The following is a 20,886-nucleotide window of genomic DNA, read 5'->3' as shown; positions in this document are numbered from 1 at the left end:
CACATGTTTTAATCCACCCATACCCAACCATTATCTAACCATTCCTTGAGTTTGCTGGTGGGTAGCTCTTTTAACTGTTGCCAGCTTAGGGGTTTGCCATCAGCAAGATGTTTTAACAGTCTGATGTCGCTGTCGGTTAAATCGCTTAGAGCTTGTCCGTTGGCGTATAAAGTGATGTGGCCATCATGATTGTTATGATTGCCACTGCTATTAAGACTGCCACTGTTATCATGCTCATGACACACATAAATAAGACGGCTGTTTTGGTCAGGCTTAAGCAGATGACCTTGTTGTAGCAGGGTTATCAGCTCATCTATTGAGATGTCATTTTCCATGCCAAGCAGGTCATATTGGCGACGGCTGACCAATTCAGCGATGCTTTGGGTAAACACAGCACCGCCTTGTTCTGATTTTAGCCACTCAATTAAGTTGGTTTTTAAAACATGGATACTGTCTTGGCTTAGCTCACCGACGGCTTGGGTTGATTGTGGCATGATAAAAGGTGAAGATAAATTCAATGATGATGGGCTGGCATGATAAGCATCAAGTGCATCAAAATCCGTTACCACATCGGCTAAGTTGTCTAAAAGTTGCGTCATGTTGGGTCGGCGAAAGCCAAATGAAAATGTTAAACTGTCAGACATTGCCACGCCATAATGTGATAGCTTGGGTGGCACATACAGCACATCACCAGCTTCTAGTATTTGGTCAAAAATAATCTCTCCCATGTCCTTTAATAGACGAATGGGTTGGTTGGGGATAAATTTATCATCAACTTGGCACATCTTACCTAACTGCCATCGCCGTGTGCCATAACCTTGGGCTAAAAACACATCATATTCATCAAAATGCCTGCCAACACTGCCACCAACAGGGGCATAAGAAACCATAATATCATCACGTTGCCACTGTGGAATGAAGTCAAACGCTTGCCACATCTCACCAAGCTCATACGACCATTGTTCCATGTTTTGTACAAGTAGCGTCCATAGCGTTGGTAATTGTTCAAAATGCTGGTCGGTGAGTGGACTGGTGTCTAGCGTCCAATGATGGTCTTGACAGCATAACTTGCCAGATGTATTTGGGCTGTCTGACTGTGCTTGCTTGGGATTTTGCTTGGGATATTGACGGATAAGCCGAGCATTCACACCATCACATTGAGCCAATTGTATGATGTCATTTGGCTCATATTTGCCCATTAAAGCAGGCAGACCACCTTTGATAAGCAGGGGTTTTTTTTGCCAATATTCGTGTAAAAATGTGTCAATGCTCATGCCTTGGGGTAGGCAAGGTGGCAGGTTAGGTGGTGTGTTTTGGTGGTTGGGCATGGTATTGGGCATGGTGGCTTCTTGCATTAATTAATATCAGATTTTGGGTGAGTTTTTAACTGGGTTTTAATTTTAATTAAATCAACACGCACTATAAAATCAACACGCACTATAATTCACAGTTACCCCAACTGTTGCCGTTGGAATGATGTTTTTAGCAAGGCTTTTGGCGTGGATGGCAAGCCCACCCTTGGCGGTTTCTTTATATTTATCACTCATGTCTGCTCCAGTTTGCTTCATGGTTAAAATGGCTTTATCTAGGGACACAAAGTGTTGACCGTTGCCCCTGAGTGCCAAGCGAGCGGCATTGATAGATTTAATAGCCCCCATGGCGTTGCGTTCGATACAAGGTACTTGTACCAGCCCATCTATGGGGTCACAGGTTAAGCCCAAATTATGCTCAATGCCAATTTCAGCCGCATTCAGACATTGTGAAACATCGCCCCCCAGCACTTGAGTGAGACCTGCTGCTGCCATGGCACACGCTGACCCCACTTCCCCTTGACAGCCCACTTCCGCCCCAGAGATGGACGCATTTTGTTTTATCAAGCTACCAATGGCGGTGGCGGTCAGCAAAAAGTCATGTACCCCTTGACGACTAAAGCTTGCGATGAAATCACGATAATAATGCAGCACCGCTGGAATGATGCCAGCAGCCCCATTGGTTGGGGCAGTAACCACTTTGCCACCATTGGCATTTTCTTCATTGGCAGCGATGGCGTATAAATCCACCCAATCCATCGCCACAAGCGAGTCGTTTTGGTTGTGGTTTTGTTGTTTTTCTTGCTGTAGCTTATCGTGTAAGGCCTTGGCACGGCGTTTGATTTGCAGCCCACCTGGCAAGATACCCTCATCTTGGTAGCCATTTTTGACACATTGCTGCATCACTGCCCAGATGTCATCAAGATAAGATTCTATTTCGCCACGGTTACGGTAATGTAGCTCATTTGCCATGACCAATTCACTGATGCTCATATGATGGGTTTCACAAAGCTGTTGTAAAGTCTCAGCCGTACTAAAAGGATACGGGTCTTGGTTGGCGTTGTCTTCGATGACTGTGTCGTTGGCGTGGGAGATGTCATCGGCATTTAGCACAAACCCACCACCGATTGAATAGTAAGTTTGTTGATATTGCTCATCATTGGCAAGTTTGGCGGTGATGGTTAAGGCATTGGGGTGATAAGGCATCACCGTATCATCATGCCAATGTAAATCTTGTTCGTAGTCAAAGTGAATGGCTTTTTGTCCTGCCAGCAATAAAACTTGTTCACGCATCACAGGAGCAAGGTATTCTTCTTTTCTTAACGTATCAATGGTTTTAGGTTCATGCCCAAGCAACCCAAGCAAAATGGCGGTGTCGGTGGCATGCCCTTTGCCAGTCGCTGCCAATGAACCATATAAATCAATGAATATGTGGGTGATGTCATCTAAAAGGTGTTTGGCTTGTAACTGTTGTAAAAATTGATTGGCAGCAACCATAGGTCCGACGGTATGCGAGCTGGAAGGACCAACCCCAATTTTAAATAAATCAAAAACTCGTATCATAAAACCACCTTGTCCTTTGTGTTGCAAGAATATTGATGTCATCAAAAATTTGTCCATATCAATTGAGCATATTAGCATAAGCTTACTGAATGCACATAACAAGTTTTGTGAACACAAATCTATGAACACAAACCCTTGAATTAATAAAATCACTGTGAATGATTGGTTTTTGCAAATTTGCTCAAATGCTTTATCATAGCGTCTAATTTTAAATGGTGTTTATTAGGATTTATTATGTCGCCACAATCACCACAATCACCACAATCACAATCAAACACAGTCGTTTTGGACAACATCAGTAAAGATGATGGCGATCATCTTTTTTGGAACATCATACGTATCGTGCCTGATTTTCCCAAACAAGGCATTGACTTTTATGACATCACCCCCTTGTTAAAAACACACATCAACGAAGTGATTGATGCGTTGCTGATGGCTTTGCCTGATGGTTTGTTAGATGAAGTTGATTATTTAGCAGCGATTGAAGCAAGAGGCTTTGTGTTTGCCAGTTTATTGGCTGGCCGCTTAGGCATGGGTATGATATTGTTAAGAAAGCCGGGTAAACTGCCGCCACCAGTCGCCAATAAATCTTACGTTTTAGAATATGGACAAGACACCCTTGAAATGCAAGATAACTTAACCCCTGCAAAGGTGTTGCTGGTCGATGACATCTTAGCAACGGGTGGCACACTAAACACCGCATATCAGTTATGTAAACAAGCAGGGCATGAGGTGGTATCAGCGTTGGTATTGCTTGACTTAACAGAATTGCATGGTTCGTTCCCCATGCCTGTGCATGCGGTATTGAAAGCATAAAAAATTGACGGTAATCTGCCCAAAAGCATGCTCAATTCATAAGTACGCTCAATTAATCATGCTGAATTGACCATGCTTCATTAACAATGCCTTGTTTTTTTACCATTTTGTTTGGTTTTTTGGGTGTTTAATTTTTGGGGATTTTTAATTTTGGGGAGTGATGAAAATCAAGCAAAAATATTGGATTTTGTGCTGTCTTTATCTAAAGAGTAATACAATGGGCTTATTGTGATGACAAGCACATGATGACAGCAACATTTATACACTAAAAAATATACACTAAAAAAGCCTTAAAAACGCAACGTTTTTAAGGCTTTTGATATATGGTACCCGGAGCCGGACTTGAACCGGCACGATATTGCTATCGAGGGATTTTAAATCCCTTGTGTCTACCAATTTCACCACCCGGGCAAAACTTTTAATGTATTCATCATTGGCAATTGCATGGAGGCTGGAGTCGGAATCGAACCGGCGTACACGGAGTTGCAGTCCGCTGCATGACCACTCTGCCATCCAGCCAATCAAGGCTCACTATAATAACAAAAAAAAATAAAAAGGCAAGAATTTTTTTTTAATATTTTTTCACTGCTGTTAAATGGTCATGTCTTAAGCAATCATTTTTTTAAGCAATCGTTGAACCAATGGGAGCATCATCGGGCAAAGTGATGACAACCAAGGCAGTTTTTGGGTCGCCTGCTGATAATATCATGCCTTCAGATATTCCAAACTTCATTTTGCGTGGGGCAAGATTGGTAACGCAAATGACCTTTTTATCCTGCAACTGCTCAGGCTCGTAAAACTTACGAATGCCACTAAACACATTGCGGGTCTGTTCTTCGCCAACGTCTAAAGTGAATTGCAACAGTTTATCCGCTCCGTCCACATAATGGCATGCCAATACCTTAGCAACTTTCATTTCTACTTTGGCAAAATCATCAATGCTGATGTGTTTGGCATCATTTTGGGCGTTATTGTGGGGGTGGTTTTGTGTGGTTGGTGTGTTGGTTTTGCTGTCTGTTTTTGCTGGCATGGACTCTTTAGATGCGTTAATCATGGCGGTAATTTGACTGTCTTCAATGCGTTGCATTAAGGGTTTGAATTGATTGATTTTGTGATTAAGTAATGACTGATGACGGCTGGCAAAGTTTAAATCTGCCACATTTAAAAATGCTTTGGCATTATCAGCCAATTCTGGTAAGACTGGGGCAAGATAGATGATAAGCTTATGGAATATGTTGATGGCTATCGAACAGATGTCTTGTACTTCTTGCTGGCGGTTGGCTTGTTTTGCCAATAACCACGGTTTTTTGTCATCAATGTATTCATTGGCTTTGTCGGCACATTGCATGATTAATCGCATGGCTTTAGCAAAACTTCGGTTTTCATAGGCAGCTGCGATTTGCTCACCCATTAGGTCAATTTCTTGGAGTAAAGCAGGTTCAGTACAGGTGGCTGATAACACCCCATTATGATTTTTAAGCAAAAATCCTGCACTGCGACTGGCGATATTGACCACTTTGCCCACCAAATCGGAGTTGACTTTTTGCATGAAGTCGTCCATGTCTAAATTAATGTCTTCAACATGTTCGCTCAATTTACTGGCAAAATAATATCGCAAATATTCAGGGTGCAGATGTTTGGTATAAGTCTCAGCTTGGATAAAAGTCCCACGAGACTTGCTCATTTTTGCCCCATTGACGGTCAAAAATCCGTGAGCAAATACCCCTGTTGGTGTGCGAAATTCACTGCCAGACAGCATGGCAGGCCAAAATAAGGCATGAAAATACACAATGTCTTTACCGATGAAGTGATACACTTCGGTTTTATTGGCATTTTCTTGCAACCAGTAATCATCAAAGTTTAAATCTTCACGGCGATTGCATAGGTCTTGAAAACTTGCCATATAGCCAACAGGTGCGTCCAGCCACACATAAAAGTATTTATCATCTTCATCTTTGGGGGTGTCGGGAATTTTAAAACCAAAATATGGTGCATCACGGCTGATGTCCCATTTTGCAAGCCCTGCATCAAACCATTCTTGTAACTTATTTACCACAGATGGTTGTAAGCGATCATTGTCATGCACCCAAGATTTTAAAAAGGCGTCAAAATTTGGCAAATCAAAAAAGTAATGCTTAGATGTCTTTAAGACAGGGGTTGCCCCTGATAAGGTAGAGTGGGGGTTGATAAGTTCAGTGGCGTTATAGGTGCTGCCACACACTTCGCAGTTATCACCATATTGGTCTTGGGTGTTGCATTCTGGGCAAGTGCCTTTGACAAAACGGTCTGCCAAAAACAGCTCTTTTTCTGGGTCATATAATTGCTCAACGTCGCTGGTGCTGATGTGTCCAGCATGGTTTAAACGGCGATAAATCAGTTCGGAAAATTGGCGATTTTCTTCACTGTGGGTGCTGTGGTAGTTGTCAAAATGAATCAAAAACTTGGCAAAATCAGCTTCGTGAGATGCTTTGACATTGGTGATTTGCTCTTCTGGGGTGATGCCATTGTCTTGGGCTTTTAACATGATGGCTGTGCCATGAGCATCATCAGCACAGACATAAGTAACCTTATGACCTAGGGCTTTCATGGCACGCACCCAAATGTCAGTTTGGATATATTCCACCAAATGCCCCAAATGGATAGGGCCATTGGCATAAGGTAGGGCAGATGTGACTAAAATTTGTCGAGTTGAAGATACAGAGGGGTGTTGGGTTTGGATTGTTTGCACAAATCACCTATGAGCTTTAAACGATGAATTAAATGATGCGTTAAACGATGAATTTTAAAAAGGGATAACGACTTATCCCTATGATAACGTAATTTTCTGAATTTTGTTAATGGATTATGTGGCAAGGCTGATGCTGGGCCAGGCTAAAATGAGCCGAACATCGTTCCCAATATCATGACCACCACGGTGGCAACAATGGGAATTGCCATGGTTACCATCGCCAAATTGACATAAGACTCCTTATGCGTCAGCCCACAAATGGCAAATACCGTGATGACTGCCCCGCTATGCGGTAGGGTATCTAAACCACCTGCTGCCATAACGGCCACACGGTGCATCAGCTCTGGATTAATGCCAGCATTTAATGCCATTTGATAATAATCTTCTCCCAACGTCTTTAGGGCAATGCTCAAACCACCCGATGATGACCCTGTAATCCCTGCCAGTGTGGTCATGGCAACCGCTTCAGAAATGAGTGGGTTATTGGGACTTAAATTTAAAATATTGTCTCGAATAATCACAAAACCTGCCAAAGTGGCAATCACCGCCCCATAACCCACTTCAGAGCCAACATTAAACACGGGTAACATGGCATCATACGTGCCTTTATTGATTGAGCCTTGTAGATTGTCCCAATGGCCCAATCGCATCACAATCAACACCAAACAAGCAATCATCAACGAGATGATGATTGACCAAAGACCCAATGCCCCTGCAATCGCAAGATTTGGGAAAGCGGCTTGTAGACCACTAAAATCCATGGCTGGGAACACCACATAAGTCAACAACGCATTGACCCCAATGACCAATATCAACGGTATCATTGCCATCATCATTGACATGTGTTTATTGAGTACACCATTTGTGCCATCATCTATGCCATCATTGATGACGATGTCATCATCAGCATGTGTGCCATAACCTTCACCTGCTGCATTTGCCTTTGTGGCACGGCTTTGTAACCATAGCCAACCACCGATGAACATGATCATACCACCAATGATGCCAAGCATGGGGGCAGCAAAAACATTGGTGTTGTAATAAGGAATGGGAATGGCATTTTGAATGGCAGGCGTACCAGGCAGAGCGGTCATGGTAAAGGTAAATGACCCCAAAGCAATGGCAGCAGGGATAAGACGTTTTGGCACATCAGCAACTTTAAACAAATCTTTGGCAATGGGATAAATGGCGAATGCCACCACAAACAAGGAAACCCCACCATACGTTAAAATGGCACACACCAAAATCACCGCTAAAATGGCTTTATTTGCTCCCAACTTGCCCACCACCGTGCGAGCAATGGCAGCTGCCGCTCCTGAATCTGCCATCAGCCGACCAAAGATTGCCCCCAATAAGAATATGGGAAAAAATTTAATCAAAAAGCCACCCAACGCACTCATAAACACGTCAGTATAAGCAGGAATGGTGTTTAAAAAATCACCTGATAGCACCACCGCCAACATCGCCATGATGGGGGCTAAAATTAGGACGGAATATCCACGATAAGCAAAAAACATCAGCAAAAATAACGTGGTGATGATGGCAAGAGTACTCATGGGCGTTATCCTTATCGTCCTTAAGACATCAGTAAAAAATCTGACGCAGTGAATTTGGTGTTTTGGTTTTTTAGGTTTACAAGTTTAGCAAAAAATGCTTATATGGAGATGAATTTTTTGATGCGTTTTCACCCTGATGTGTTTACATTTTTATGTTAACTCTGATGCTTATTAAAATGATGTTTGTTACAAGGATTTCCCATGAGCATGGATGCCCAAAATTCTTCCATCAATTCTAATTCGCCCAACCAAAAAACATCTGAGCGTTTAGGATTTTTTGCTATGTTAACCAACGCCAGTGTGGTGTTGGTGAATCGCTATTTGCCATCACCGTTTGTTTTTTCCATCATGTTAACACTCATTGCCTTTGTTGCTGCCATATTGGTAACAGGGCAAGGAATCATTGATGTGGCAGGATCTTGGGGTAAAGGTTTGTGGTCTTTACATGGGTTTGCCATGCAGATGGCGTTAATTTTGGTAACAGGTTATGCCTTTGCCAATGCCCCATTTATTCAAAAACTGTTAAATGGCATCGCCAGTCAAATCCGTTCACCAAACATGGCAATCATGATGGCAACCTTGGTTGGATTGGTTGGCTCATGGTTAAACTGGGGTTTTGGTTTGGTGATTGGGGCGGTGTTTGCCAAAGCCCTTGCCAAGCAAGTTAAGGGCGTGGATTATCCGTTATTGGTGGCGGCCGCTTATTCAGGGTTTTTGGTGTGGCATGGTGGTTTGGCAGGTTCAATTCCATTGACCTTAAGCACAGGCGGTGAGACCTTAGCTAAGTTGTCAGCTGGGGCGATGTCTGATGCGGTGCCAATTTCACAGACGCTTTTTGCAGGGTATAATTTATTTATTGTTGGGCTATTATTGCTGGTTTTGCCGATTTTAAATCGATTGATGCACCCAAAAACCCCCACCGTCATTGATGCCACATTATTAAAAGACAGCGATGATGCCTTACCAGCAAAAGACACCCCCGCTCAAAAATTAGATGACAGTCGATGGATTGCAGGGGTGCTGTTGGTGTTTGCTGGCATGTATTATGTCAGTGAATTTGGTCAAAGTGGCTTTAGCTTGGGGTTGGATATTGTCATTGGTCTGTTTTTATTCATTGGTTTGTTGTCACATGGCACGCTAGAGCGGTATTATCGAGCCGTGGGTTCTGGTATTGGTGGCATCACAGGGATTGTGTTGCTGTTCCCATTTTATGGTGGCATCATGGGGATTATGACAGCGGTAGATGCTGATGGTGTGTCTATTAGCACACAGGTAACGCAGTTTTTTGTTGATTTTGCATCGGCAGAGAGTTTGCCTATTTTGGCGTTTTTAAGTGCTGGGTTGGTTAATGTGTTTGTGCCATCAGGTGGTGGTCAGTTTGCGGTACAAGGTCCTGTGATGTTGCCTGCCAGCATTGAGCTGGGTGTTGACCCTGTGGTAACGGCAATGGCAATCGCTTGGGGCGATGCGTGGACGAATATGATTCAGCCATTTTGGGCGTTGCCATTATTGGGCATTGCTGGGCTAGATGCCAGAGCAATTATGGGTTACTGTTTGATTATTTTGTTGGTGTCAGGGATAATCATCAGTGGGGTGTTTTGGTTGGCAGTTTGACCCTTGACCAGACCGATTTTTATCGTTTAAACAGGTTTTATTGTTATCTTTTATCATTATTATCATTTATCGTTATAAAAAGGAGCAAATTATGAAACAATCTAAAGTCTATGACAATGCCAAAGATGCGTTGGCAGATGTGGTTGCTGATGGGCAAACGCTTGCCATTGGTGGTTTTGGGCTTTGTGGCATTCCAGAAGCTTTAATCACCGCTTTGCGTGACAGTGGTGTCAAAAACCTAACCTGCATCAGCAACAACGCAGGCGTAGATGATTTTGGGTTGGGGTTGTTATTACAAACTCACCAAATCAAAAAGATGATAGCGTCTTATGTTGGTGAAAATAAAGAATTTGAACGCCAGTTTTTATCAGGTGAGCTGGAAGTTGAGCTGACCCCACAAGGCACATTGGCAGAGAAATTGCGTGCTGGTGGGGCGGGCATACCTGCTTTTTATACCGCCACAGGGGTCGGCACTCAGGTTGCTGATGGTAAAGAGACTCGAGAATTTAACGGCAAACAATACATCATGGAACACAGTTTGACCGCTGATGTGGCGCTGATTAAAGCCCAAAAAGCGGATAAAGCGGGTAATCTGGTATTTAATAAAACCGCACGTAATTTTAACCCTGATTGTGCGATGGCAGGTAAAATCACCATTGCTGAAGTTGAAGAATTGGTAGAGATTGGCGAGATTGACCCTGACCACGTGCATCTGCCAGGGATATTCATACAAAGAATTGTGGTCAATACCGCTGTTGAAAAACGCATTGAGAAAATCACCACAAAAGATTGATGTTGATGTGTGATGACAGACAGCATGGATAACACAAACCATGGATAACACAAACACAGCTAACTTTAACCACATATCCTTTAATCACATCTTTTTCACACACTCATAAAAGGACAATAACATGGCTTGGAACAGAGAACAAATGGCACAGCGTGCCGCCAAAGAATTGCAAGATGGTTTTTATGTTAACTTAGGCATTGGCCTACCCACACTGGTTGCTAACCATATCCCTGATGGCATGAATGTTTGGTTACAATCAGAAAATGGACTGCTGGGTATCGGCGAATTTCCAACACAAGACACGGTAGATGCTGATTTAATCAATGCAGGTAAACAAACCGTTACCGCACAGACAGGAGCAAGTTTTTTTGACAGCTCAACCTCTTTTGCCATGATACGGGGCGGTCATGTCAATTTGGCAATCTTAGGGGCGATGGAAGTGTCTGAAAAAGGGGACCTTGCCAATTGGATGATACCAGGCAAACTGGCCAAAGGCATGGGTGGTGCGATGGACTTGGTCGCTGGCGTACAAAGAGTGATTGTGTTGATGGAGCAGACCAACAAACACGGTGAGCCAAAGATATTACCTAAGTGTGAACTGCCGCTGACAGGCATTGGTGTGGTTGACCGCATCATCACTGAGCTTGGTGTGTATGATGTTACCGACAAAGGGCTAAAACTTATTGAGCTTGCTGATGGCGTCAGTTTTGAAGAGGTGCAACAAAAAACGCCTGTTACGGTTTATCAATAGCAATTTATCAATAGCAATTTATCAATAGCAGTGTATTACAATAGAAGTGTATTAATAGCAACGTGATTAGCAGGTAGTGATAACCAGATGGTGATAACTAAGTTTAACCACCAAGTATTGATGAGCAAATCACGTTAAACAATCAACTGTATCAAAAAAACTGCATCACAAAAACTAAGGATAACGACAATGACTCAAATCAAGCATGATTTAACAGGTAAAGTGGCACTGGTTACAGGTTCAGCCAGCGGCATCGGTAAAGACATTGCTCAAACCTTTGCCAAAGCAGGGGCAATCGTTGCCATCGCTGACATCAATATTGATAACGCTCAAAGCGTGGTTGATGAAATCCAAACTCAGGGCGGGCAAGCCATCGCCATTGAGATGGACGTTACCAACGAAGAAGCGGTCAATAAAGGCGTACAAAAATTGGTGGATACTCATGGCACAGTGGATATTTTGGTATCCAATGCAGGCATTCAAGTGATTAATCGCATTGAAAAAATGGCGTTTGATGATTGGAAAAAAATGCTTGCCATTCATTTAGATGGGGCATTTTTGACCACCAAAGCTTGCTTGCCACACATGTATAAAGACAACAAGGGCGGTACGGTGATATATATGGGGTCAGTGCATTCGCATGAAGCGTCATTATACAAAGCCCCTTATGTTACTGCCAAGCATGGCTTACTTGGGCTAAATCGAGTACTTGCCAAAGAGGGTGCTGAACATAATGTCCGCTCACATGTCATCTGTCCTGGGTTTGTCAAAACGCCATTGGTAGAAAAACAAATCCCAGAACAAGCCGCCGAAAAAGGCATCAGCGAAGAAGAAGTGATTAATGACATCATGCTCAAACACACTGTAGATAAAGAATTCACCACTGTTGATGACATTGCTCAGTTGGCATTATTTTTGGCAGCATTTCCAAGCAAAGTATTCACAGGACAATCCATTGTTGCCAGCCATGGTTGGTTTATGAACTGATGTTAATTGATGAATTGCTGATGGACAGATAAATCACATCAATCCATCAGCGTATCAGCTAAAAGCCCTTTTTTTTAAAGGGCTTTTTTGTATCTTCTACTGCGTCTGTTATTGGTACTGCATCTGTTTGGCACGGTATTTGTTATTGCATCTGTGATTGATAATGTGGTTAAATGACGGATTATGGCTTATCAATACTTATCAATATCAATACTTATCAAATAAGAAAAATCACCATGACCGATGTCAACACCAACACCGATCCAGCTTTAACCCAAAAACAAGCCGCCGCCAAAGCCGCCTTAGATTATATCGAAGAAGGCATGATTTTGGGAGTGGGAACAGGCAGTACCGTGAACTGTCTGATTGAGCTATTGCCACAGATGAAGCTAAAAGGTGCAGTGGCAAGCTCTCAGATAACCGAAAACAAGCTAAAAGCATTGGGCATTGATGTGCTGGATTTAAATTTTGTTGGTGAACTGGATTTGTATGTTGATGGGGCAGATGAAGTGAATGATGCCTTGCAATTGGTCAAAGGTGGTGGTGGGGCATTAACACGAGAAAAAATCGTTGCTGCGGCATCAAAACAGTTTGTCTGTATGGTTGATGCCAGTAAAAGCGTTAAGCAGTTGGGGGTTGATTTCCCCATTCCCATTGAAGTGTTACCACAAGCACGCTCATACGTTGCCAGAGAATTGGTTAAAATGGGGGGTGAGCCAATTTATCGTGAAGGGTTTGTTACCGATTATGGTAACGTCATTTTAGACACTTATGACTTAGATGTGAGTGAGCCACCACACATGGAACATGTTTTAAATAATCTTGTGGGGGTGGTGTGTCATGGTATTTTTGCGGTTAATCATGCCGATGTGGTGTTAAAAGCCACCTCAACTGGCATTGACATTCTGTCATTCACAGAAACAATCAAATAATATCAATAGAATAATATCAATCAAATAATATCAATAAAACAGTTTGCCTGCGTTTGTCATGACAGAATGAATGGGCGTTTCATACATCGTGGTTAAATTTTGCTCAGTCATGACAACGTTTGGTGTGCCTTGTGCCAATAAATTGCCTTGATGTAAGGCAATGACCCAATCTGCACACTGATAAGCATGACTTAAATCATGCAGTACCATGATGATGGTTTTTTGTTCATTTTTTTGTAATCTTTGTAGATGGGTCAATAAAAAACGCTGATATTTAATGTCCAAATGATTGGTTGGCTCATCTAATAATAAAATATCAGTATTTTGCATTAATGCCCGAACCATGGCCAAACGTTGCTTTTCACCACCTGATAGCGTTTGTAAACGGTTGTTTTTTAAGTGAATCAAACCAAAATCGGCAAGTATTTTCTCAGCTTGGGCAAGCATGTTGCCATCAGGCATTTGATACCATGCAAGATGTGGTGTTACGCCCAATGTGGCGTATTCTAAGACGTTTAATGGCAATTCAAATTGTTCATGTTGTCCAACCCATGCAATTTTTGCCTGTTTGACCAAATCATGCAGGGGTTGTTTGTTAATGTGGATGTCCGAATTGATTTGACAATCAGCTTTTTGACCCAAAAGTGCATGAATAAATGTGCTTTTTCCTGCCCCATTTGCACCAATAATCACCGTAATCTGCTGATAAGGCAGGCGGACATAAGTCATGTTAAGTAGGCTTCTTTTGCGATTTTGTACTGACAGATGGTTGATGATGATGTCGCCAGATGTCTTATTGGCAGATGTGTTGATGAATGGCATGTTTATGCCCACCTTCTTTGAACAAACAGCCATATGAAAAATGGTGCGCCTAACAGTGCTAAGATGATACCGACAGGCACATCGACTGGATAAGCGATTTGACGTGCGATACTGTCAACAACCAATAAAAAGATTGCTCCCAACCACCCTGAGTAAAACATAATTTTTTGCCGACCACCCCCTAAAGCCCCAACCAGCAGATTGGGGACTATCATGCCAATAAATCCGATTATCCCTGATAATGACACAGCAGCACCTGTCAATAAGGCACAAGCGATGATTACCCACATTTGAGTTGTAACAACGGTCATTCCCATGGAGATGGCGGTGGTTTCACCGAGCATTAATATGTCCAGCTTTCTACCAAGACCCAGTAACATTAAAAGACCAATCAGCATACAGCTGATGGCATAACGTAATGGCACAAAACCTGCTTCTGCCAAGCTTCCTGCCAACCAATTGGTGGCACTGCGTAACACCATGTCATCGGATAAAAACAATATCAAACTGACCAATGCCCCACAAAAGGCACTGATGATAAACCCTAAAATCAAAAGCCCAATTTTTCCACCTTTTAGCCAGCGATGGCACACTAAAATCAATAGGCATACCAATAAACTACCAATAAATGCAGACATGGACACAGCAAAACCACCCAAACTTAAGCTTAGGCTTAACACCACGCCTAACGCTGCCCCGCCTGATGTGCCAATCAAACTGGCATCTGCCAATGGATTTTCAAATAAAGCCTGTAGTGCAGCACCACCAACGGATAATGCCAAACCAACCAATAGCGACGTTAATACTCGTGGATAACGAATTTTCCAAACGACATCATCAAGTTGTAGTGGGTTTGACCATGAACCAAAGCCAATCCCCAAACAAAAAAAAATGATGATGACACTCAATAAGATTGCCAAAATATGGCAAGATAAAGGTGATATGAGTGCTGTTTGCTTGATGGGTTTTAACGACTGCGGTTGATACATGTCCTGCCTTTGTGCCTGCCTGCTGTTTGGCTATTTATTATTTAACGATTTTATTCGTTATTATTTAATGATTTTATTATTTGATGATTGGCTGTTTAACCGCTGACGGTTTAATGGCTTATTTTGCCAGTTTATTGAGCTTGTCAATCACAGCAGGAGAATCTAAGCCATAACGCAAAAAATCATTGGCAGGCCAAAATTGAATGTTGTTGTTTTTGGCAGCAGGATTGATGGCGATTTCAGGGCGTTGTTTGTATTGTTCAAGTGAACCCAAAGTGGCTTTATGATGGTCAGCAATGATGATGACATCGGCTTTGGCAGCAAGCCAACCTTCACGAGACATCGGCACAAACCCTTTAACATTCGCAGCGTTAATGCCCCCAGCACGACGAATCAATTCGTCAGCAACAGTGCCTTTGCCTGCCACAATGCGTCCATCATAACTGAGCAAATAGCGTTTTTTGGTGGCAGGTCTTGTGTTCATGCCAGACAGCCATTCATCTGCCATTATTTGAGCAGCCATAGGCTTACCCATCAATTTGCCAATCTTGACAATGCTGCTGGCATAAGTCGCCACTTTTTCGTTGGGGGCAACATTGATGGCTTCAATGTTGAGTTGATTAAGACGTTGAAAAATACTGGAAGGTTGTGCCATATAACTGCCCAATACCAGGTCAGGTTGGGTGGCCACAATCGCTTCAGGGGTGATGTTGCGGTGCATGCCCACAACGGCGGCGTGTTTTAAGGCGGGCGTTTTGTTGGTGGTGTCTTTACCAACGACTTTATTGGCATCACCTAAGGCAACCATGATGTCAGCAACATCTGGGGTTATGGTAACCACACGTTGATAGGCAAAAGCTGATAAGCTGATGGTTAAGCTTGTTAGCAGTATAGTGAGTTTTTTGATAAATGGTGTCATGGTTGTTCCCATCAGGTTGTTCCTATCAGGTCATGGTTATTTGGTCATTGTCATCAAGCAGGGTGTGCTGATTGGGCAGTTTGGGCAATCGGTTTGGCAAAATCTTGTATGAGTTTGTCTGTTACATGTCGCCAACTTGACAGCTCAGGTTCTCCCTCTAAGCGTTGTCCAAAAAAGCTGACAATGGTTTTGCCTGATTTGTCAAAAGCTTCCACACAAGTGATGATGCCATCTGATGTTGGGCGTTTGACCACCCACAGTTGAGTAATTGCCACATCGTGTAAGTGTAAAGTAAACTGTGTGCTGTCTTTATCTAAAATATTTATCCAATCACCCGTGCGTTTAATGTGGTGAATGTTACCTGTTTGGATTTGTACCACGCCTGTATTGCCAACAAAGGTCATCAGTGGGCAGTCATGTTCTTTAACGAGTTGAAATAACGGTTCAATGGCATCAACTTGCAGAGCCACGGCATGTTTTTCGGGGGCATGGTGGTAACTACTGGCTCTATCAATCCCCAATTTTTGAATGATGAAATGAAATTGGTGAATGTTGTTCATGTTTAGCCATTGTTGTTGAAAATCAGCAATGGTCTTTTTATCTAAGGCTTGTAATTGCCAATCACCATCATGTTGTTGTGATTTTTTAAGACAGATTTCTTGTGGTGTGTCATCGTTTATCTCATCGGTATCGTTGTTCACAATGTCAACATAGGTATTGGCTTGTTTGGCATACCCATCGATGAGTGCCTGCCATTTTTGTACTTGGTCATCACTGGTTGATTGTAAGAATATTTTGTTAATGGCGTTGCCTTGCTCATCAAAAAATTGCAAGCTGTAGGAGGGTTTATTGTGGTTGCTGTTGTCATTGCCATTGTCATTGCCATGAATTGAAATTGCCAACATGTGTTGCCACTGATTGATAAAATAACGCAAATCCAAACCACCCACATTCACCATCAGTGCCATATTTGTGCCGATTTTTAAATTTTGATACCGCCCTATTTTTTCATGAACAGCATGCTCATTACGCACAATGCTCAGTAGCTCATGGAACTGCTCAAGCTTGGTTAACATGTCTTGGCATTGTGTCCCAAGATATTGCGAATGTGGTGAAGCCAATAACAACGCAAGTTCACTGACCCCCAATAATTTTGCCCCTTCGGTAGGAAATAGCATGGGTGTTTTGGCTTTTTCTCGTTGATAACGTTGCCAAAGTCGAGCATCTTTATGGCGAATGTCAATACAATCTTGATTGTTACACATGGCTATTGTTCCTTTTAAGTTTTCAATGAAAATTCCAAAACATCAATACCAAGCTGATGTGTCTGTGGTATTTATTTAACAGTACCGCCTGTTTAACAACATCGCTGTTGCCTATTATGGTTAGGTTATGGTCAGATTTTGTTTGCATGGTGTTTGTGTGATTTTTGGTATTATTTTTTGGCGTTGTTTTGGTAGGGTACGGCTAAAAATAACACTTGCAAACGATAATTATTATCATTATTATAAATTAATACTTATCATTTGCAAGTGTTATTGTTAAATAACAGCCATCAGCCATGCCAATCATGTGAATTATGCCAATCATGAAAACATCAGCATCAGTATTAACGTCCTGCTTATCCGCCATCAGTTTGTCTTGGCAAGCTAAAGATTTACAAAAACAGTACGTACAAAAAAATCATAAATCAATGGGGTTTTTTTGTCTGTCGCTGATGATGGGCGTGTGGGTGCCACTGGCGTATGCTGATTATGGGTTTAATGATGTGTCTAATACGTCCATCAATACGCCCATTACCATTCTTGAGCCAATCGTCATCTCCGCCACTCGTAGCCAAAAAACACTGACCGATTCCCCCGTGACTGTTCAGGTGTTAGATGCTCAAACACTTGCCAAACACCATGCCCATACCCTAAAAGATGCCATTGCCTTATTGCCCAATGTGAATTTGCGTCCAATTCATGGTAAGGCAGGCTATGAAGTCATCATGCAAGGCATGGGGGGAGATCAGGTTTTGGTATTGATTGATGGTTTGCCATTAACCGCAAGCACAGGTTCAACCGTTAACCTAAATCAATATCTGAATGCTGAAGTTGCTCAAATTGAAATCATTCAAGGGGCGTCATCAGCTCAGTATGGCAGTTCTGCAATGGGTGGCGTTATTAACGTCATCACCAAAAAAATACACAATGACCAACCCATTAAAAAACATCTTGACATACAGCTGGCAAGTAATGGCAAACAAAACCCATCACAAAAAACAACAGATAACAATGTGACGCATCTTGAAGCCAGCATTGATGCCAAGCTTGATGACAAAGGTCAATGGCTTGGAAGGATATTGGCATCGTATCATGACGATAAGGGGCTAGATGACGACATGACAACTTGGGAACGCATCAAAGATGCCAGCAAACAAAAACAGATGACAGCCAAGCTGGTGTATCGTCCCGATGTTCATAATGATAAAAAACAAGCATGGTTTGAGATGACCAAATATGACGAAGACAATATCAGCAAATTTAAAAGACAGGCTGGTCAAAAGCACGTACAACAGCAACGAGAAGAAAACATCGACAAAACACGTCATGTGTTGGGATTTTTGTATCAATTTGACCCAAATGAACAAATTGACCCAAATAAACAGGGTCAGCATGACAAAAATCATCTCGCTCATCATGTGCTTGCTGGCAGTTTACAAGGGTCATTGTTGTTTGAAGATTATCACAGTCATGCCAATACGTTTGCCTTAAATGCCGACAATGACATCATCAGCACCCCAGTGTTACAACGTCAAGCAAACATTGGTACATATTTGGCTCAATTACAATACAACCTACCAAAATTAACGATGAATAACAGCACCCACTTATTACAAGTTGGCACGCAATGGCAACAAGACAAATTGTCTCAAAGGCAAAATGGCAACAGTGAATTGATGGCAGATAAGGTCAAGCGTGATGCCATAGAAGCTTATGTACAAGATGATTGGCTGCTGGGTGATGATTGGGAACTGTTAACAGGCATTCGTTATCAATATGACAGTGATTTTGGCAAACACATTGTGCCTAAGACAGCGTTAAGGCATACCCATATTGATGATGACGGACGCAGGCATGTTTGGCGAGCCAGTATCGGGCAAGGCTATCGTGTGCCAAACCTAAAAGAACGCCATTTTTTATTTGACCACAGTGCCTATGGTTATAAAGTGCTTGGCAACCCTAATTTACAACCAGAGACGTCCACCAGTTATCAGCTTGGCTACCAGCGACAACTCAACGACCATGCTGATGTGGCATTTAATCTTTATTACAATGACATTAAAAACTTAATTGGAACTGATTACTCTGCTCAAGATGGTAACATTAAAATATTTCGTTATGAAAATGTCAGTGATGCACTCACCTTTGGCGGTGATGTGAGTGGCAATTGGCAGATTGACCAGCACAATCTGTTGGGAATCAGTTACGCTCACACAAAGACAAAAAATAAGCAAACAAAAGCCCAACTTGTGGGGCGACCACAGCACACAGCAATGCTGACATGGCTTTTTCAATTAAACAAAAATCTAGAATTCATCAATCAATTAAAATATGAATCCAAACACCTTGTGGACAGCAAGAAAAAAACCCACTCACCAGGCTGGTTTGTGGTTAATAGCAAAATAAATTATCAACTCAACCCAAATGTCAACGTACATGTGGGCGTGAACAATCTTTTTGACAGACAAAAAGATGCTGATAATGACAATGACTTCAGCCCTGTTGATAACCGTCAATGGTTGGCTGGAGCAAGTTTTAACTTTTAACTTGTTTTAACCAGTTTTTAACTTAACTTTTCACGTTTTTAAGAGCATACTCGGCTCTAAGGAGAAAATGATGCGATTATTGGCTTTAAAATCACCGTCAACTTTGATGGTATTTACTCAAACTTTGTTGGTAAGTTCACTGTTGGCAGGGTGTGGCAATGACTCAAATAATCATGTCAGCTCACAACATAACCCACCATCTGCTAAGCCATCTCAAGGTTTTAGCCAAACTGCCCAATGGCATGTGAATACCCAAAAGGCAGGGGAAAGCTGTTATGATTTTGACAGCAAGGCAGAAGTGGCATGCTCCAGCGATGTATGGGATGTTAAGCTTGAGCATAAAAATCGTGCTTATAAGTTATGGACAAATGGTGGCACAAGTGGCAATGGTCATGGTGGGGCATTGGGTCTTAGGGATTGGCAGACCTTAAAAACCTATCAATATGCGTCCTATGATCCTAAAACCAATCAAGACATCAGTCGCTTTTATCAACAAGATAAGCCAGCTGGTCTTTTTGCAGATAAGCCTTGGTATGTTTACAACCTAAAAGCAAAACATCAGCTTTATCCCAATAATCGTGTGTATTTAATCACCTTAGACTCAAGCAATCGCACAACAACAAGCAGTGTCCAAGCCCCGGTGTATGCGTTACAAATCATCGGCTACTATGATGAAAAAGGCACATCAGGTTACCCCACCATTCGTTATATCGACGTGGCAAACCCTAACAACGTCAACACCAAAACCATTGATGCCAGTGCCACAGATAAATGGGCATATTTTAATCTAAAAACCAATCAAATAACCAGCGAAAATCAAGAGTGGCACATTGCGTTTAATCGCATGAATGTGAAATTAAATGGTGGCGATTCTGGTCAGGGTAAGGTTGGGGCTTATTTGGCAAAAACACCAACTGGCTATTATGATGAAAAAAATCAGCCCATCACCAACAAGTTTGCCTCTGATAACAGCAAAGAAGCACTTAAAGAGTTAACGGATATCCAAGCATATGATGTCAAAGATAATCAGGTTAAATGGGTACAAGACACATTAAGTTCTGTTCTTAATCCTACCCATAAAGGCAATTTCCCCGTGTTGGATTTTGGTTGGTATACCTATGATGGTAGAACACATAAACTGTCAGCAAAACCTGAAAGTGTGGCAGAAGGGGCATTAATTCGCTCAGCAGAGGGCAATAGCTATGCTCGAATGCGACTTAAGGAGATAGGCTATGCTGATGGCTCACCCTTACCAACAAACTTTGTCTATCATTTTGACATTCAACCAAAATGAT

At 42.2% G+C, this 20,886-nt stretch carries 16 protein-coding genes and 2 tRNA genes; 8 read left to right on the top strand and 10 right to left on the bottom strand.

The features are described from left to right. Nucleotides 1-8 precede the first annotated feature (8 nt). Both WDM69_RS04695 and WDM69_RS04690 read right to left on the bottom strand, forming a co-directional pair. Complete coding sequence (locus tag WDM69_RS04695; RefSeq protein ID WP_338755819.1) at nt 9-1,340, bottom strand: JmjC domain-containing protein; 1,332 nt, start codon at nt 1,338-1,340, stop codon at nt 9-11. Between the two features lie 87 nt (nt 1,341-1,427). Further along, nucleotides 1,428-2,873: an L-serine ammonia-lyase gene (locus WDM69_RS04690; protein WP_338755875.1), complete on the bottom strand. Its 1,446-nt coding sequence runs from the start codon at nt 2,871-2,873 to the stop codon at nt 1,428-1,430. Between the two features lie 234 nt (nt 2,874-3,107). On the opposite strand from WDM69_RS04690, the gene WDM69_RS04685 reads away from it, so the two are divergent. Continuing rightward, the gene (locus tag WDM69_RS04685; protein ID WP_338755818.1) at nt 3,108-3,689 is read left to right on the top strand and encodes an adenine phosphoribosyltransferase; all 582 of its coding nucleotides are present in this window, start codon (nt 3,108-3,110) and stop codon (nt 3,687-3,689) included. Between the two features lie 324 nt (nt 3,690-4,013). Here WDM69_RS04685 and WDM69_RS04680 read toward each other — a convergent pair. The 4 genes from WDM69_RS04680 to WDM69_RS04665 all read right to left on the bottom strand — a co-directional run bounded on the left by WDM69_RS04680 (nt 4,014) and on the right by WDM69_RS04665 (nt 7,973). Continuing rightward, nucleotides 4,014-4,100: transfer RNA gene (locus WDM69_RS04680), tRNA-Leu, on the bottom strand. 34 nt (nt 4,101-4,134) lie between these two features. Beyond that, nucleotides 4,135-4,208, bottom strand: a tRNA-Cys gene (locus tag WDM69_RS04675). A 103-nt stretch (nt 4,209-4,311) separates the two neighbouring features. After that, nucleotides 4,312-6,417, bottom strand: a complete 2,106-nt coding sequence (gene metG, locus WDM69_RS04670) for a methionine--tRNA ligase (protein WP_338755817.1) — start codon at nt 6,415-6,417, stop codon at nt 4,312-4,314. 143 nt (nt 6,418-6,560) lie between these two features. Continuing rightward, nucleotides 6,561-7,973 carry a GntP family permease gene (locus WDM69_RS04665; RefSeq protein WP_338755816.1) on the bottom strand — a complete coding sequence of 471 codons (1,413 nt, stop codon included), beginning with the start codon at nt 7,971-7,973 and terminating at the stop codon, nt 6,561-6,563. Nucleotides 7,974-8,174: 201 nt separating this feature from the next. On the opposite strand from WDM69_RS04665, the gene WDM69_RS04660 reads away from it, so the two are divergent. The 5 genes from WDM69_RS04660 (at nt 8,175) to rpiA (ending at nt 13,050) form a co-directional block, all read left to right on the top strand. Continuing rightward, entirely contained in the window at nt 8,175-9,587 is a 1,413-nt protein-coding gene (locus WDM69_RS04660) for a short-chain fatty acid transporter (protein WP_338755815.1), read from the top strand. Nucleotides 9,588-9,678: 91 nt separating this feature from the next. Then, entirely contained in the window at nt 9,679-10,380 is a 702-nt protein-coding gene (locus WDM69_RS04655) for a CoA transferase subunit A (RefSeq protein ID WP_338755814.1), read from the top strand. A 121-nt stretch (nt 10,381-10,501) separates the two neighbouring features. Next, nucleotides 10,502-11,131 (top strand): CoA transferase subunit B, encoded by a 630-nt coding sequence (locus tag WDM69_RS04650; RefSeq protein WP_338755813.1) that lies wholly within the window; start codon nt 10,502-10,504, stop codon nt 11,129-11,131. 189 nt (nt 11,132-11,320) lie between these two features. Further along, nucleotides 11,321-12,118, top strand: a complete 798-nt coding sequence (locus WDM69_RS04645) for a 3-hydroxybutyrate dehydrogenase (protein ID WP_078306995.1) — start codon at nt 11,321-11,323, stop codon at nt 12,116-12,118. 236 nt (nt 12,119-12,354) lie between these two features. Further along, nucleotides 12,355-13,050 carry a ribose-5-phosphate isomerase RpiA gene (gene rpiA / locus WDM69_RS04640; RefSeq protein ID WP_338755874.1) on the top strand — a complete coding sequence of 232 codons (696 nt, stop codon included), beginning with the start codon at nt 12,355-12,357 and terminating at the stop codon, nt 13,048-13,050. A 30-nt stretch (nt 13,051-13,080) separates the two neighbouring features. Here rpiA and WDM69_RS04635 read toward each other — a convergent pair whose 3' ends face one another. The 4 genes from WDM69_RS04635 to WDM69_RS04620 form a co-directional block, all read right to left on the bottom strand. Beyond that, the gene (locus tag WDM69_RS04635; RefSeq protein WP_338755812.1) at nt 13,081-13,872 is read right to left on the bottom strand and encodes an ABC transporter ATP-binding protein; all 792 of its coding nucleotides are present in this window, start codon (nt 13,870-13,872) and stop codon (nt 13,081-13,083) included. A 2-nt stretch (nt 13,873-13,874) separates the two neighbouring features. Further along, nucleotides 13,875-14,861, bottom strand: a complete 987-nt coding sequence (locus WDM69_RS04630; RefSeq protein WP_338755811.1) for a FecCD family ABC transporter permease — start codon at nt 14,859-14,861, stop codon at nt 13,875-13,877. Between the two features lie 118 nt (nt 14,862-14,979). Continuing rightward, the gene (locus tag WDM69_RS04625; RefSeq protein ID WP_338755810.1) at nt 14,980-15,780 is read right to left on the bottom strand and encodes a heme/hemin ABC transporter substrate-binding protein; all 801 of its coding nucleotides are present in this window, start codon (nt 15,778-15,780) and stop codon (nt 14,980-14,982) included. A gap of 53 nt (nt 15,781-15,833) precedes the next feature. Beyond that, entirely contained in the window at nt 15,834-17,045 is a 1,212-nt protein-coding gene (locus tag WDM69_RS04620; RefSeq protein WP_338755809.1) for a ChuX/HutX family heme-like substrate-binding protein, read from the bottom strand. A gap of 323 nt (nt 17,046-17,368) precedes the next feature. Here WDM69_RS04620 and WDM69_RS04615 point away from each other — a divergent pair, with 323 nt between their 5' ends. Further along, a complete protein-coding gene (locus tag WDM69_RS04615) occupies nt 17,369-19,591 on the top strand; it encodes a TonB-dependent receptor (protein ID WP_338755808.1) in 2,223 nt (740 codons plus the stop codon). A 67-nt stretch (nt 19,592-19,658) separates the two neighbouring features. After that, entirely contained in the window at nt 19,659-20,885 is a 1,227-nt protein-coding gene (locus tag WDM69_RS04610; protein WP_240494830.1) for an HmuY family protein, read from the top strand. Nucleotide 20,886: the final 1 nt, after the last annotated feature.

The sequence above is a fragment of the Lwoffella lincolnii genome (assembly GCF_037201985.1).
Taxonomy (GTDB): Bacteria; Pseudomonadota; Gammaproteobacteria; order Pseudomonadales; family Moraxellaceae; genus Psychrobacter; species Psychrobacter lincolnii.
Note: the sequence above shows the minus strand (reverse complement) of the source record. Positions and strands in the feature narration are given on the sequence as shown.

Bases quoted from the DNA above. Each gene is read 5' to 3' on its own strand.
- WDM69_RS04695 (WP_338755819.1), bottom strand. From the start codon at position 1,340: ATGCCCAATACCATGCCCAACCACCAAAACACACCACCTAACCTGCCA.
- WDM69_RS04690 (WP_338755875.1), bottom strand. From the start codon at position 2,873: ATGATACGAGTTTTTGATTTATTTAAAATTGGGGTTGGTCCTTCCAGC.
- WDM69_RS04685 (WP_338755818.1), top strand. From the start codon at position 3,108: ATGTCGCCACAATCACCACAATCACCACAATCACAATCAAACACAGTC.
- WDM69_RS04665 (WP_338755816.1), bottom strand. From the start codon at position 7,973: ATGAGTACTCTTGCCATCATCACCACGTTATTTTTGCTGATGTTTTTT.
- WDM69_RS04660 (WP_338755815.1), top strand. From the start codon at position 8,175: ATGAGCATGGATGCCCAAAATTCTTCCATCAATTCTAATTCGCCCAAC.
- WDM69_RS04655 (WP_338755814.1), top strand. From the start codon at position 9,679: ATGAAACAATCTAAAGTCTATGACAATGCCAAAGATGCGTTGGCAGAT.
- WDM69_RS04650 (WP_338755813.1), top strand. From the start codon at position 10,502: ATGGCTTGGAACAGAGAACAAATGGCACAGCGTGCCGCCAAAGAATTG.
- WDM69_RS04645 (WP_078306995.1), top strand. From the start codon at position 11,321: ATGACTCAAATCAAGCATGATTTAACAGGTAAAGTGGCACTGGTTACA.
- rpiA (WP_338755874.1), top strand. From the start codon at position 12,355: ATGACCGATGTCAACACCAACACCGATCCAGCTTTAACCCAAAAACAA.
- WDM69_RS04635 (WP_338755812.1), bottom strand. From the start codon at position 13,872: ATGCCATTCATCAACACATCTGCCAATAAGACATCTGGCGACATCATC.
- WDM69_RS04630 (WP_338755811.1), bottom strand. From the start codon at position 14,861: ATGTATCAACCGCAGTCGTTAAAACCCATCAAGCAAACAGCACTCATA.
- WDM69_RS04625 (WP_338755810.1), bottom strand. From the start codon at position 15,780: ATGACACCATTTATCAAAAAACTCACTATACTGCTAACAAGCTTAACC.
- WDM69_RS04620 (WP_338755809.1), bottom strand. From the start codon at position 17,045: ATGTGTAACAATCAAGATTGTATTGACATTCGCCATAAAGATGCTCGA.
- WDM69_RS04615 (WP_338755808.1), top strand. From the start codon at position 17,369: ATGAAAACATCAGCATCAGTATTAACGTCCTGCTTATCCGCCATCAGT.
- WDM69_RS04610 (WP_240494830.1), top strand. From the start codon at position 19,659: ATGATGCGATTATTGGCTTTAAAATCACCGTCAACTTTGATGGTATTT.